This is a genomic window from Pseudoduganella albidiflava, from assembly GCF_004322755.1.
GTDB classification, from domain to species: domain Bacteria; phylum Pseudomonadota; class Gammaproteobacteria; order Burkholderiales; family Burkholderiaceae_D; genus Rugamonas; species Rugamonas albidiflava.
This window is the reverse complement of the sequence record NZ_CP036401.1, coordinates 6703795-6717846: the sequence shown is the minus strand read 5'-3', so window position 1 is coordinate 6717846 and position 14052 is coordinate 6703795. Positions and strand designations below refer to the sequence as shown.

14 protein-coding genes are annotated in these 14052 nt (G+C 62.3%); 6 read left to right on the top strand and 8 right to left on the bottom strand.

Annotated features, from left to right (window positions below; all coding sequences use genetic code 11):
• The first annotated feature begins 21 nt into the window (after positions 1 to 21).
• From EYF70_RS27865 to EYF70_RS27855, 3 genes are all read left to right on the top strand, one after another.
• Positions 22 to 1008: a glycosyltransferase family 2 protein gene (locus EYF70_RS27865; RefSeq protein WP_131148274.1), complete on the top strand. Its 987-nt coding sequence runs from the start codon at positions 22 to 24 to the stop codon at positions 1006 to 1008.
• Entirely contained in the window at positions 1005 to 2009 is a 1005-nt protein-coding gene (locus EYF70_RS27860) for a glycosyltransferase family 2 protein (RefSeq protein ID WP_165497805.1), read from the top strand. The genes EYF70_RS27865 and EYF70_RS27860 overlap by 4 nt, the downstream gene beginning before the upstream one ends.
• A gap of 501 nt (positions 2010 to 2510) precedes the next feature.
• Positions 2511 to 3347: an N-acyl amino acid synthase FeeM domain-containing protein gene (locus tag EYF70_RS27855; protein WP_229420596.1), complete on the top strand. Its 837-nt coding sequence runs from the start codon at positions 2511 to 2513 to the stop codon at positions 3345 to 3347.
• A 152-nt stretch (positions 3348 to 3499) separates the two neighbouring features.
• Here the strand turns inward: EYF70_RS27855 and EYF70_RS27850 are convergent, their stop codons facing one another.
• The 8 genes from EYF70_RS27850 to EYF70_RS27815 all read right to left on the bottom strand — a co-directional run bounded on the left by EYF70_RS27850 (position 3500) and on the right by EYF70_RS27815 (position 9680).
• Complete coding sequence (locus tag EYF70_RS27850; protein ID WP_131148272.1) at positions 3500 to 4354, bottom strand: transglycosylase SLT domain-containing protein; 855 nt, start codon at positions 4352 to 4354, stop codon at positions 3500 to 3502.
• A gap of 4 nt (positions 4355 to 4358) precedes the next feature.
• Complete coding sequence (locus EYF70_RS27845; protein ID WP_131148271.1) at positions 4359 to 5084, bottom strand: GAF domain-containing protein; 726 nt, start codon at positions 5082 to 5084, stop codon at positions 4359 to 4361.
• Positions 5085 to 5129: 45 nt separating this feature from the next.
• Entirely contained in the window at positions 5130 to 6224 is a 1095-nt protein-coding gene (locus EYF70_RS27840; protein WP_131148270.1) for a nucleotidyltransferase domain-containing protein, read from the bottom strand.
• Positions 6221 to 7123: an HprK-related kinase A gene (locus EYF70_RS27835; protein ID WP_131148269.1), complete on the bottom strand. Its 903-nt coding sequence runs from the start codon at positions 7121 to 7123 to the stop codon at positions 6221 to 6223. Before EYF70_RS27835 ends, EYF70_RS27840 begins: the two co-directional genes overlap by 4 nt.
• Before the next feature lie 7 nt (positions 7124 to 7130).
• Positions 7131 to 7364: an HPr-rel-A system PqqD family peptide chaperone gene (locus EYF70_RS27830; protein WP_131148268.1), complete on the bottom strand. Its 234-nt coding sequence runs from the start codon at positions 7362 to 7364 to the stop codon at positions 7131 to 7133.
• Positions 7364 to 7930 (bottom strand): hypothetical protein, encoded by a 567-nt coding sequence (locus tag EYF70_RS27825; protein ID WP_131148267.1) that lies wholly within the window; start codon positions 7928 to 7930, stop codon positions 7364 to 7366. Before EYF70_RS27825 ends, EYF70_RS27830 begins: the two co-directional genes overlap by 1 nt.
• A 180-nt stretch (positions 7931 to 8110) precedes the next feature.
• Entirely contained in the window at positions 8111 to 8749 is a 639-nt protein-coding gene (locus tag EYF70_RS27820) for an XrtA/PEP-CTERM system exopolysaccharide export protein (protein ID WP_131148266.1), read from the bottom strand.
• A gap of 175 nt (positions 8750 to 8924) precedes the next feature.
• Positions 8925 to 9680 (bottom strand): S1 family peptidase, encoded by a 756-nt coding sequence (locus EYF70_RS27815; protein WP_229420595.1) that lies wholly within the window; start codon positions 9678 to 9680, stop codon positions 8925 to 8927.
• A gap of 301 nt (positions 9681 to 9981) precedes the next feature.
• Between EYF70_RS27815 and EYF70_RS27810 the strand changes: the two genes are divergently transcribed.
• The 3 genes from EYF70_RS27810 (at position 9982) to EYF70_RS27800 (ending at position 14036) form a co-directional block, all read left to right on the top strand.
• Positions 9982 to 11511: an XrtA system polysaccharide chain length determinant gene (locus tag EYF70_RS27810; protein ID WP_131148264.1), complete on the top strand. Its 1530-nt coding sequence runs from the start codon at positions 9982 to 9984 to the stop codon at positions 11509 to 11511.
• A gap of 157 nt (positions 11512 to 11668) precedes the next feature.
• Positions 11669 to 12508, top strand: coding sequence for an XrtA-associated tyrosine autokinase (locus EYF70_RS27805; protein WP_131148263.1), 840 nt, complete (start codon positions 11669 to 11671; stop codon positions 12506 to 12508).
• Positions 12501 to 14036: a TIGR03016 family PEP-CTERM system-associated outer membrane protein gene (locus EYF70_RS27800; RefSeq protein WP_131148262.1), complete on the top strand. Its 1536-nt coding sequence runs from the start codon at positions 12501 to 12503 to the stop codon at positions 14034 to 14036. Before EYF70_RS27805 ends, EYF70_RS27800 begins: the two co-directional genes overlap by 8 nt.
• Positions 14037 to 14052 lie beyond the last annotated feature (16 nt).

Genomic DNA, 14052 nt, shown 5'->3' with positions numbered 1-14052 from the left:
CGGCGTACGCAACAGTGCCGCATGCAGCGAGGCCGCACCGTGAAGATCGCCGTTGTCATTCCGTATTACCAGCGCCGGCCGGGCATCCTGGCGCGGGCGTTGCGCGCAGTGGCGGTCCAGACGGTCGATGCGCAGCTGGACGTGATCGTCGTCGATGACGGTTCGCCGGTGCCGGCGCGCGATGAAGTGGCACAGTTATCGGCCGGAGAACGGTCGCACGTGCGGATCGTGGAGCAGAAGAACGGCGGTCCGGCGGCAGCCCGCAACGCGGCGCTCGATCACGTCACGCCCGATACCGAACTGGTCGCCTTCCTCGATTCCGACGATACCTGGGAGCCGGATCATCTGGCCAGCGCACTGCGTGCGCTGAGCGCCGGCTACGATTTCTACTTTGCCGACTTTTACCAGTTGAACCAGACAATCAGCGCATTCGAACGCGCCGGACGCATCGAACCGGCCCGCCACGCCCTGCTGCCGGGCGAGCGCCATCTTCACGTGTACCAGGCCGACATGCAGTCGCAGATCCTGGGCGGCAACGTGATCGGCACGTCGACCGTCGTGTACCGCTTCCGCTCGTTCCGCACCTTGCGCTTTCGCGAGGAATTCGTGTATGCCGGCGAGGATTACCTGTTCTGGCTCGACCTGTCGCGCATGACGGACCGCATCGCGTTCTCGTCCGCCCGCGAAGTGGTGTATCGGGATGGCGTCAATGTGTTCGCCGGATCCGGTTGGGGAACGGAAAAATCGTTGATCCGCCTGCACTACGAAATGAAATACAAGAAGGCCATCGCTCGCCTGTATCCGCTCACCGAGCGCCAGGTGAAGGAAAACCGCGAAGCGGTGCAGGCGCTGCGGCGCGGCTTCGTGGCGGATGTGCTGCATCGCGTGGCGCACCGCAAGCCGTTCCTCGACGTGATGTGGAAGCAGTTGCGGATCGACGCGCGCAGCGTGTTGTGTTTCATTCCGCTTGCGATCGGGCTGATGCTGCGGCGGGAGCGCAACGCGTGAGCCGGGTCCTCGTCAGCATCCTGAACTGGAATGGCGCGGCGCAAACCCTCGATTGCGTGAGCGATCTGCTGCGCCAGCAACTGCCTGCCGGTGTCACAGCCGACATTCTTGTCATCGATAACGGCTCGGCCCCGGCCGACGCGCAGGCGCTGGCACACGGCCTGGCCGGCTTGCCCGTCGCGTTGCGTCGCGAGTCCGTCAACCACGGATTCGCGGGTGGACACAACCTGGCGGTCGACCGCGCCCTGGACGACGGCCATGACTTCCTATGGCTGGTCAACAGCGACGCGGTGATGGGCAGCGTCACCGTGCTGGCGCAACTGCTGGCATTGATGGCGGCGGACGATCGATGCGGCGCCGCTTCGCCGCTGCTGGCGATCCTCGACCAGCCCGAGAAAGTCTACTTTTGCGGTAATTTCCACGACTGGTCGCGGCTCGATACCCACCGCGCCAGCAATGTCGACGATGCACGCAGCAAGGCCTGCCGGCTACAGGCCCAGCAGTGGGTACCCGGCACCGCGATGTTGCTGCGAACGCAGGCACTGCGCGCGGCCGGCAAGCTCGACGAGCGCATGTTCGCTTACTACGAAGACGACGAACTGTGTGCCCGGCTGGCCGCACACGGCTGGCATAGCGCGGTGGCGTACGACGCGCGCGTGCTGCACGCGATGCCGCGGCGTGAAACCGACCGCCCGGCGTACTACTTTTACCTGATGGCCCGCAATTACCTGATTTTCTGGCACGGCAGCACGCCGGCGGCGCATCGGCGCCGTCTCGGGCTGAAGCTGCTCGACCGCGCGCTGTACGACGTGAACCGCCTGTACTACCGGGGCTTTCCCGAGCAGGCGCGGGCAGCATTGCTCGGTGTGGACGACTTCCTGCGCCGCCGATACGGCCGGCCGGCACTCGACCGTCATGCGGGGCTTCGCCTGCGCGTGTTGCGTGCCCTGTTGTGGGTGCCTCATCTGCGTGTACTGCGCCGGCTCGACCGCACTGCGTGACGTGTCGAGTCGACGCATTGGCGGTCTCAGCCTATTGATCGCGCAGCTTCCTCGTGTCATTATTCCATGCTCAACCTTGCCCGCGCATCAAGCTGGGCTCGGTTGGCTGCAAGACGGGATCCCTGCCATTGCGGGCCGGTCGGCGTCATTTGGAGCTACCGAGTTGAATCGCTCGTTTCGGCACGCCGTCGGATCGGAGGGCGGTCGGCAAGAATCATGGGCGTGGCGCCGCGTTGCTGAAAAAAGCAGCCTCGACAGCCCCCTAAACACCCTCAGGTGCATTACCATCTGGCTATTGTCCGCTTCACGTCCGGCAACAAGACCAGACTCCGCACGTTGCCAGGCAGTCTCCCTGCAGCCTGGCATGCGCAGGCAACCGAACAGAATGCTGGGCTATGCAATGCTCGCAGCAATGAGAAGTCATAAATATAGTATTCAATAATTAGTAGCGCAAAATATAATTAGTAATACACAATAAATAATAATTAGCAGTTGTTGAAGATGCACGGCACGATTGGTAACTTGCTCCGTTACCAATTAAAGATGTCGAGCCACTCAACAGGGGAGTGTGCTATGGCCTCAGAGTTTACCAAGGACGGCAACACCGATCAGCTTTTACCGGACGATTACGAATCCGGCGAGCCCTTGATCTGTGCTGTCGAAGAAGATAACTCTGCAAACATAACGCATGTGACTATCAATCAATCCGATTTCGGCATCCGCGTTGCCGATAATGACTCCGGGCGTGCTTCCGCGAGCATGCTCATCAACAAGATGTATGCCTGGCGCGGCTATGCAGGCACACACCGGATCGATAACAACCCTAACCGTATCACCCTGGCTGCCTCCGACAAGGGGGAAGTCATCGGAACCGTAACGCTGGGCATCGATTCATCGATGGGAATCCTGGCCGACGAGGTATTTTCGGACTATATCGAGGAATTTCGTGCGCGTGGCGCGAAGGTCTGCGAGATTACCAAGCTTGCTTTTGCCCCGCACGTGAAATCGAAAAGCGCACTGGCTTCGCTGTTCCATGTGCTTTTCATTTATGGCCATTATCTGCACAACTGCACCGATGTATTCATCGAGGTGAATCCACGCCATCGTCGATATTATATGAACATGCTGGGATTTAACCAGATCGGTGAATTGCGGAGTAATCCGCGCGTCGATGCGCCGGCATATCTGCTGCATGTGAGCATGGATTATGTCAATGAGCAGATCCGCAAGCTCGGTGGTACCAGCATGCATCCTGCCGGCGAGCGTTCTTTATATCCCTTCTTTTTTTCGCCACGCGAAGAGCAAGGGATTGCCAGCCGTTTGCTGCAGATTGGCTGAGTTCTTGTTGCGCCTGCGACGATGTGGCGATGGCCGCGTCGTCGTCGCGGCGTGTGCCGTTGTCGCGTAGGCAGGTACGGCAACGATCGATGTGCTCCGCGAGGGCACGCTGGCTCCAGGCCAGGCAACGATGCCAGACGGTGGCGAAAGCCTTACCGGGCCGGGAAAGCGGCCGGGGCCGAACCGCGGTAGCGGTGGACTGGCAGGGTGTACAGACGTGCGATGCGTGTGACGTAATCGCGCGTTTCCCGATAAGGGGGAACGCCGCGATGGCGCAGCACGGCACCCTCGCCGGCGTTATAGGCAGCGGCCACCAGCCGCACGTCGCCGTCGAACATGGCCAGCAGTTGGCGCAGGTAGGCCAGGCCGCCGCGCACATTGGATTCAGGGTCGAATGGATTGCTGACACGGAACCGCTGCGCGGTTTCCGGAATGAGCTGCATCAGGCCCTGGGCATTCTTGGGCGACACGGCATCCGCCCGAAAACCGGACTCGACCGCAATAACGGCCATGGCAAGATCGGGATCGACTTGGTACGCTGGGGCGAGCCGCTCGACAATGCGCCTTACCGGCACGCTGGCATCCGGGTAATCGGGACGGCCCCACGGGTCGGGATCCAGGTCCACCCGCAGCGGCAGCGGCGGCGGCACCATGCAGGCCGGCAGTGATGCATCCTCCCGCGGCGGCAATGCCTGGACCAGGCGCGTGGCCTGGACATGCCCCTGGTCCGCCGCCGCGGAGAACAGCCGCCATGCCAGCGCATCGTCGCGCGGCATGCCGCGGCCATTCGCCGCCATCCAGCCGAGTGCATACTGGCCATCGGCCGACCCCAGCCGCGCGGCCTGGCAGTACAGGGCGGCCGCTGCCGCCGGGTCGCGCGGCATGCCTTCGCCGTGCTCCAGCTGGGCTGCCTCGGCCAGCAGGCCGGTCACATCGTTTCCCGCGGCACCGGCCGTGCAGCAGGTCGCCGCGAACAGCCATAGCACGATGAACGAGCAGCGTCCCATGGCGTTACTTGCGGCCATCGCGCGCACTGTGGCGCGCCAGGCTGGCGTTAAGCTGGGCGATGATTTCGGAAGCAGCCTGGACGATCTGGTTCGAATCGAAGCCGGCGCGCGCCATTTCCCGATAGAACGAGCGCGCCAGCAGGCGGGCCACGTGGTCCGGTTTCTGGTAGACGATCTTGGCGGCGGTTCCCTGCAGTTCCTGGGCCAGTGCGAGCTGGGTAAAGCGGGAAGCCAGGATGCCCCGCATTTGCCGCATCTGCACAGCCCGGCCAACGAACAGGGCGACGGTCTCGAGCAAGGCCAGGTCTTGCTCGTCGAAGCAGCCTTTGGCGGTGCCGCAACTGGCCGTCAGCGTGCCGGCCACGCGGTCTTCGATGCGGATCGGGGCCAGCATCAGGCTGCGGCCGGGAGCCGCCGGCCGGCGTGCCATCACGGCGTAGGGTGAAGCGAGAATATCGTCGACCAGCATCGAAGTGCCGTTGGCGAAGACCTGGCCGGCCAGGCCTTCGCCGCGCGCGACCAGCGTGGCGGCGGCCTCCTGGGTTAATGGACCATGGCTGGCAGCAATGCTCATCCGGGCGTTCTCGCCCTCGCCATTGACCAGCATCACCGAACAGATTTCCGCGCCCACCAGGGTGGCGGCAAGCGCAGCGTGTGCGGCGAGGTCATCGTGGGCGGCAGGAATATCGCGGCACAGCTGATGGATCTTGCTCAACGGGTCGTCGGCCATCGGAACCTCCAGGGGCTTTTCATTCTAGCGGCCGTGGCCGCAAGTTCATGCTGCTTCTGGCCCGGACTTGCGCGGCGACAGAAACGCTTTGTGGAACAGGTGTCGTGCGAGCAGCAGTGGCGGCATCCGCAGCCAGTTGCCACGCAGGTAGAGCAGGAAGCGCGCCACGGGACTGAAGCGGTCGCCGCAACTGGCGTGGTCCGGCACCAGGACGCGGCGGAACAGCGCATCCATCAGCGCCAGCAGCGCGGGCGACGGCCCCGACAGTTCGTTGCGCACCGTTTCCGGCACGGGCGTGTCCAGCAACATCACGCCGTAGCGCAAGGCATAGAACAGCGGTCTTTCGAGTTCCAGCCGGCGCGCACGGGGTACCAGTTCGGCCCAGAAACGGCGGTCGGTACCGAAATGGCACAGCAAGCGATGGATGTCGAACAGGTCGCGTAGTCCGTTGTTGAACTCGCCGTCGCTGAACAGGTGGACGGCACTGTGCAGCACCATGTCCGCCGGTGCCAGCACGTGCAGCCCCGGCGTGCCGGCCACGGGTATGGCAGCGGCCCGCAATAGTGCCGGATCGGGCCGCAACGCGGCTGTCTTCGGCAAGATCGCGTGGTGGACGTCGATCATCGAGGAACGCCGCAGGTGACGCATCGGCGGTAACTCGTGCATCCATTCGCGGTAATAGCGCTGGTCGTAGGCGTCATGGTGGGTTCCGGCCCAGCCGGCCAGCATCAGTGCCGCTTCCGCCTCGCCAATGCGCTCTTCCGGCACCAGCACGTCGATGTCCGAGAACAGCCGGCCCTGTGCGGGCGGCAATCCAGCCACCGTGTAAGCGGCGCCTTTCAGCAAAATAAGCGGCACATCCAGCCCGGCGAGCGCTTGCCGGATCAGCCGGACTTCCCACAGCACGCCCTGGCGGTGGCGGCAAGCCAGCACCCTGGCCCATGCCAGCTGCTCGCGCGCCGCCGGCACGATGCGGTCCAGCAGGCCACGTTCTTCCAGCAGGCACGACAGGATAGCCAGCAGGTTTGCGGCACCGGCCTGCCGCAGCAGCAAATCCCATCCGGCATCATCCAGCGCCGGCAACCGTTCGGGGGAACGCAGCGCGGCGGTGAGCAACGAATCGAGATGGTCGCGCGTCATGGCAGGCTGTCGAAGAAGGCGAGCGCTTCGTCCAGTACGCCATAGCGGAACCGGTAGCCCTGGCTGCGTTCGACAAGATCGGCGAGGGCGGTGAACCCTTCGGCGCCGAGCAGGCTGTAATTGAAGCAGTTCTGGGCCAGCTGCATGAAGGTGTCGGCGCGCGGCATCGGCTCGGCGGTCACCGCGGCACCGGCCTCGAAGCGGGGGAACACGACCCACGCCGGCAATGCGGCCTCGCCGGCCCGTGCCACGCTGTCGGCCGGAGCGCGCAAGTGCGCGACAGTGCCTTTCACGGTGTCCGTGACAGCGCGGCTCATCACGCTGCCGGGGACGTACTCGCGAATGACGCCGATCGAGGCATTCTTCAGGCTGATTGGCCGGGGCAGGGGATGCAGCATGCCGTCGTCCAGGCGCAACAGCGTCAGTTCATCGGACAGCAGCCGCCAGCCGCCACGGCCTACCAGGGCCGCGCACAGCGTGCTTTTGCCGGAACCGGGCGGTGCCGGCAAGATCACGGCCCGACCTGCTTTCTCGACCACGGCCGCATGCACGATCAGGTAGCGGTTGGCGCGGCTCGACACGCACCAGTTCAGTCCCCATTCGAACATCGGGAACGCCTGGTCCAGCGGCAGCGGCTTGAACATCGAGCGGCCATCGTACAGCAGCGTGACTTGTGGCCGCAGCCAGCGCCGCAGCGTGACGGGACGGACCAGGTCGAGGTGAAAATCGGCAAAACCTTCGCGCAGCGGATAGTCACCGTACAGCAGATGAATGCCGTCGGCGACGCTGGCGATGGGCGAGCGCAGCAGCGTGGTGAAGCGGCCGGTGCGCAGGTGAATGCCCGGCCCGGCAAGGTGCTCGCCCAGCTGGGCACGGGTCAGGCTGCCAACGGTCGTCATGTGCGGCTCAGCAGGGTTCAATCAAGTCGAGCCGGCGCAGCGTGGCCAGCAGCTCGGCCAGCTCCAGTGCGGCCAGCTCTTCCGGGGTCACATCCCCGTCGCGCAATGCCAGCAACAGCGCCATCGCTTCCTCGGACAACAGATGGGTATCGCCGGACAGGTCGTTATACAGTACGAAGGCGCCGTCCCAGCCGCGGTGCAGCAGGGCCTGGCCAGGAACGAGACGCCAGGTTGAAGCCATCAGTACATGGTGCCTTGCAGATACTCGACGATCTTGGCGCCATCCCACTTCACGCCGGCCGTCGGCGTGTAATAGCCTTTGGCCTGGTATTCCAGCCAGATGCGCTGCAGCATGGGCACCGTCTGGAACGTCGACAGGCCCGCCTGCACGTTCAGGTAGGCCGCCATCAGGTGCCGGCCAATGCCGTCCCTGTCCCATTTTTTGGGATCGAGGATTGCGATCTGGGTAGAGCCGCCATATGACTTCGCGTTCTGGCTGTTGCAGCTGAAGACACGGGTATAAGGCGCGTTCTTGTCGCAACCGCGAGGCCAGCCGGCATTCTTCCAGTAGCCGGGCGACCGGCCGGCACAGGTCGGCGGCGGGCCGCGGAAGCTTTGCAGGCCGCCGGACAGGAAGCCCGATGGGGTCGTGCATACCTCGGCTGCCATGCCGGGCTGGCTGTGCAGTGTCAGCAATACGCCGGAGGCGGCAACGCCAGCGCGGGCAAAGCGGCGCCGCGCCGCGCCTTCAGACGACAGTTCTGCCGTGACGGGAACTGGTGCGTCATGCTGTTGTTCGGTGGCCACGTCGGTTTCCTTCTTGGTGGTCGGTCAGTTGGTTGGGTATTGCGAAAATACTAAGCAATTACCGTTCCTGACCGCCGAAGCCTGTTCGTAAACTTTGTAAATCAATGACTTGGGGCAAAGGAACGCGCCATTTCGATTGATTTTGCGCAGAGGCTGTAAAAATTCTCGACAGCGGATAGCTTAGAAGAAGCTTTCCGGGATCACGAGGATGTCGCCGGGACGCATCGACACGTTCGCCGAGATATCGCCTTCCTTGATCAGGTCGTTCAACCGCACACGATATTGTTGCTGTTTGCCGTCCACGTTGCGGATGATCGTGGCCTTGTTTCCAGCGGCAAATTCCGTCACGCCGCCCACCGCTATCAGCACGTCCATCAGCGACATGTCGCGCCGGTAAGGCAATGCCTGCGGTCGCGCGGCCTGGCCGATCACGCGGATCTGTTCTCCATAGGTTCCCGTGAAACCAGTGACGATGACGGTGACGACCGGCTGCTGGATGTACTTGGCCAGCGCCTTTTCGATGTCGCGTGCCAGTTCGGTAGGGGTCTTGCCGCTGGCTTCGAGATCCTCGACCAGCGGAGTTGTGATCTTGCCGTCCGGCCGCACGGGCACGCTTTGCGACACTTCAGGATTGCGCCAGACAACGATATTGACGTTATCGCCAGGGCCGATCAGGTAATGGGACGCCGGCGCGGGCCCCGCATCGACCATCGTATTGCCCGAACTGGCGCAACCGCCCAGGGCACCCAGCATGATCGCGCCTGCTGCCAGCCATTTGAACAGCGTTTGGTATTTCACGGGACTCTCCAGTCTGGTCATTGCAACGATAAGGTCCGAGCTGCAGTGAAGACTGCGGTCTGAACTGTGGCATCGAAGTGTGGCATCGACATGCGCCATCGCTCAGCGTTGGCAGTCATTACCTACTCGTAACTTTCATTGTGTAAATTTTGTGTTGCTTATTTTATACGAGACAACCAAGCGGTCGTGCAATTTTCTACTTCTTGGTATCACTTTGCTGCAACAATTCCCTGACGTAGTGCACCGGGATGGCATATGAAATTCCGCTCGGCTGGCTGATGGCATTTTCCTTCTGGCCCTTCAGGAAGGTCATATTCAGTACGCCGTACACCAGGCCGCTATCGGGGTCATACACAGGACTGCCGCTGTTGCCCGGATAGGCGGTGCCGTCGAGTTGCAGGATCTTGAAAGGGCGGCGTTGCAACTGGTTGATCGCGCGTGAATCCAGCCCGCGCGAAGTCAGCGAGGGCAGCATGATCGGTGTGATGGCCGACAGCATGGCCCGGTGGGTCACGGGCGTCAGTCCCAGGTTCATGCCGAGAGGGAAACCGGTGAAGGCCAGTGCCTGCCCTTCGGCGACGGCGCCGCTGCCGTCCAGTTGCAGCGCGGGGAGCGGTTTGCCGGTAAGCCGCAAGTGCGCCAGGTCGTGCTCGCGGTCGAGGGCGGCCACGGTCGCGGGACGAAAGTCCAGCTTGTCGCCCATGCCGATGACGATGCCCAGCGTTTCCATTTTCTCCACGTCCAGATTCGGCAGCGCATGGGCGTTGGTGATGATCGACAGGCCGTCGCCCACCGCGAAGCCGGTCGCGACGAAGACGATGGCGGGGCTGCGGGTGCGGAGCAGGGTACCGATGCCGACGACGGAAGGCTTGACGGACGGAATCGTATCCTTCAGCGCCGCGAAAACCGGCGGCGTGAACGCGAGCATGACAATCAGGCAGGCCGGCAGCACACGGTACAAAAGGCGGGTCACGGGGTTCATCGGCTCAGGATATCAGAAATGCATTAACTTACAGTGACAAAAAATTTCCAAAATAAAATTGTTTTTACGTATTGTCAGCGGTTTGCAACGCTCTATCGCGTGCCATGTTGTAAAGAAAAATTAATATCAACAGGCAACGCTTTCGTCGCACTTTCTGCGGTATGATAGAGCAATTGATGTAATTTAAGCAATATTCAGGAAGGCTGGCGGGTGGTGGCAAATGGCGTGGTTGTGGTGTCCTGAATGGCTTAGCTGAAAGCGAGTTAACAAGATGGCAGAAATGATGGCCCTGCTTTTGAGCTTCCTCAAAGCAATTGGCAAGTACCGCTGGTATGCGGTGGCAATCACCTGGTTGGTTGCCGTTGTCGGCTGGACCGTGGTGTCCAGGCTGCCCAATGATTACCAGGCTTCGGCGCGCGTTTACGTTGATACCCAAAGTATCTTGAAGCCTTTGCTTGCAAGCATGACCACGCTGCCAAATACGGAACAGCAAGTGATGTTCATGCGGCGCACGCTGATCAGCCGCCCGAACGTGGAACGCGTGCTGCGCATGGTCGATCTCGACATCACGGCGAAGACCCCGAAAGAACATGAAAAGATCGTCGACGAGTTGATGAACCAGATCCGGATCATCGGCACCGAGCGCGACGACATTTACACAATTTCCTATAACAATCCCAATCCGAAGCTGGGCAAGGACGTCGTGCAATCGCTGCTGACGATCTTCGTGGAAGGCAGTTTCGGCGGGAAGAAGCAGGAATCGGAAAAGGCGATCCAGTTCATCGATGACCAGATCAAGATGTACGAGGAAAAGCTGGCCACGGGTGAAAATGCGCTGAAGGAGTTCAAGATTCGCCACATGGGCCTGCTGCCACGGCAGGGCGGCGACTACGCGTCCGCCTACGGCGACCTGAGCGAAAAAATCAGCCAGGCCCGGCTGGAGTTGCTGGAAGCGGAAGAAGCGCGCAACGCGATCAAGCGCCAGATCGCTGGCGAAGACATGGCACCGGTGACCGATACGGCGGAACGGGCCATCGTCAATCCGGAAATCGATGGCCGCATTTCGAACGTGGAAAAGAACCTCGACCAGCTGCGCTTGCAGTTCACCGAGGAACATCCGGACATCGTGGCGGCCAAGCGCCTCCTCGGCCAGCTGGAGCAACGCAAGAAGGACGAAGCCAAGAAGGTTCGCGCAGCCGACCCCGGTGCCAGCTACAGCCCGATGCTCCAGCAGATGAATGTCCAGCTCTCCGTTGAGGAAGCGCGCATCGCATCGCTGAAGGCACGGGTGGGCGAATATTCGTCGCGCCTGGCGCAAATGCGGTCGCTGAGCACCCAGGCACCGGAAGTGGAAGCCCAGCTGGCCCAGCTGAACCGCGATTACGCCGTGAACAAGGAAAATTACGAGAAGCTGGTGCAGCGCCGCGAATCGGCCAAGCTGTCGGGTGACCTGTCCACGGTCACCGACATGTTGACCTTCCGCGTCGTCGATCCACCGTCGGTACCCAGTGTGCCGGCCGGGCCGAACCGGCCACGCCTGTACACGCTCGTCCTGCTGGGCGCGCTCGTTGCCGGCCTGGGCACTGCGCTGTTGCTGAGCCAGATCCGGCCGACCTTCCTCAGCCAGACCAACCTGCGCGAAGTCACCGGCCTGCCGATCCTTGGCAGCATCGGCATGAACTGGACGGACCAGCAGAAAGTGCGCCGCCGCCGCCGCCTGTATGCCTTTGCCGCCGCCGTCGCCTCGCTGATTACCGCGTATGGCGGAGTATTGGCCTTCACTGTTTTCCGGCAAGCCTGAGCCGGGGGAAAGCACAGGATACATCGTGAGCATCATTGAAAAAGCCGCCAATCGTATCGGCAAGTCCGCAGAACCCGCAGCGCCGCTGGCCCAGGTGCGTAATCAGCCTATTGCGCAGTCTGTTGCGCAGCCTGCCGCGTCCGTACCGGAACCGGTCATGGACAGCCAGGATGTCGCAGTGGCCGAGTTGCCCGAAGTCGAGGCGAGGGCGCAGGGACCCGCGGTCGCGTTGTCCAATCCGGAGCCGGCGGCACCGGAACCGCTGCGCCGCAGTGGCCGCATGATCGAACTGGACCTGGCCCGCATGAACGATGCCGGCCTCGTCACCGCGGCCGGTGGGCGCACCAACCTGGTCGAGGATTTCCGCATCATCAAGCGGCCGCTGATCAAGCGGGCCTTCGTGGCGCGCAAGCCGAACGCCAATCCGGGCAACCTGATCATGATCACCAGTTCGCTGCCGGGCGAAGGCAAGACATTTACGTCGATCAACCTGGCAATGAGCATCGCCATGGAACTCGACCACACCGTGCTGCTGGTCGATGCCGACGTGGCCCGTCCTTCCGTGCTGCGCACGCTGGGGCTGCCGGCCCAGCGCGGCCTGATGGACATCTTGCTGGATGAACACCTCGACATGTCCGAAGTGATGTTGCGCACTAACGTCAACACCTTGTCGATCCTGCCGGCAGGCACGTCGAATCCGCGCGCCACGGAATTGCTGGCCAGCCAGGCGATGAAGTCGCTGGTGCTGGAAATCGCCAGCCGCTACCCGGACCGAATCGTGATCTTCGATTCGCCGCCGTTGCTGCTGACGAGCGAAGCGCACGTGCTGGCCAGCCACATGGGCCAGATCGTGGTGGTCGTCGAGTCGGAGAAAACGACCCAGCACGCGGTCAAGGAAGCGCTGCAGCAGCTCGAAGGCTGCAGCAATGTCAATCTCGTCTATAACAAGTCGCGCGAGCTGAACACGTCCAGCAAGTACGACTATCACTATGGCTAAACGTCGTGCCCGCTGTGCCGTGCTGGGCTCGGCGATGCTGCTTGCGCTGCTGCCGTCGGCGGTGCGCGCGGCATGGCAGGTCAAGCCGAGCGTCGAATTGCGCGAGACATGGTCGGATAATCCGCAGCTGCGCAGCGACAACGAAAAGCAGAGCCAGTTCATCACTTCGGTATCGCCAGGCGTCACGATCACGAACGACACTCCGCGGCTCCAGGTGGCGGCATCGTACCGGCTGAATGCTTTCGCCTATTCAGATCGCCGGGCGACGGGAAGCGATCGCTTCAACAATTCCTTGAACGCGACCGTCAAGAGCAGCGTGATCCAGGATCTCCTGTTCGTCGACGCGACCGCCGGCATCTCGCAGGCGCAGGTCTCCGCATTCGGCCCGGTCAGCAACAATGGGTATTCCGATACCAATCGCAGCGAGGTGCGTTCCTACCGCGTGTCGCCATACATCGTGCATCAGTTCGGCGCCTTCGCCACCACGCAACTGCGTTACTCGCATGACCTGGTCGACAGCGACCAGGTCGGTTTCGGCCGCAGTACCTCGGACGTCATCGATCTGTCGCTCAACAGCGGGCAGGCTTTCAAGACACTCGGTTGGGGCCTGCAGCTGAACCGTGAAACCGTGGAAGACAGTATCGCGCCAAAATCGATCAACAGCTCGGCGCTGGCCAACCTGCGCTATTCGCTGAACCGGCAATTCAACCTGACGGCCACTGGCGGCTACGACAAGTTCGATTACGACGGCATGGGCGAGGGAACCAAGGGCGCCTCCTGGTCGCTGGGGTTCGGCTACGAACCCAGCACGCGGACCAGCGTGCGCATGTCGGCTGGCCGCCGCTACTATGGCAACAGTTACTTCCTGGCCGTTTCGCACCGCAGCCGCAATACGGTGTGGAGCATCAACTACAGCGATGACGTGACCACGAGCCGCAGCAATTTCCTGCTGCCATCGTCGGTCGACACGGCGGCCATGCTGAACCAGATGTACCAGGCCAATTTTCCCGACCCGGTCATGCGCGCAGCGTTCGTCGAAGCCTACATCCGGGCCTTGGGCCTGCCGCGCTCGCTGCCGAATGCCATCAACTATTTCAGCAATCGCTATTCGCTGCAGCGGCAGTTCAACGCATCGGTTGCCTTGCGCTCGGCGCGCACCACCACGACGGTCACGCTGTACAAGTCGCGTCGTGAAGCGCTGTCCCTGGTGCAATATGACAGCCCGCTGCTGGGCAGCGAGCAGCAGAACCTGAACGACAATACCGACCAGACCGGCATTTCGCTGAACGTCGGCTACCGGCTCAGCGCACTCACCGCCGCGGCACTGTCCGCCAGTACCGGCCGTAGCAAATCACTCAGCGGCAACCTCAGCGAAAACAACCGGCAACTACGGTTCAACGTGTCGCACAGCTTCCAGCCACGTTTGAGCGGCACGGTGGAAGTTCGGCGCAGCTCTGGCGGGCTGGCCTTGCAGAACAGCTCCTATGCGGAGAATGCAGTGTCGGCCTCCCTTTCGATGAATTTCTGACCGAGCGAGACCTTTT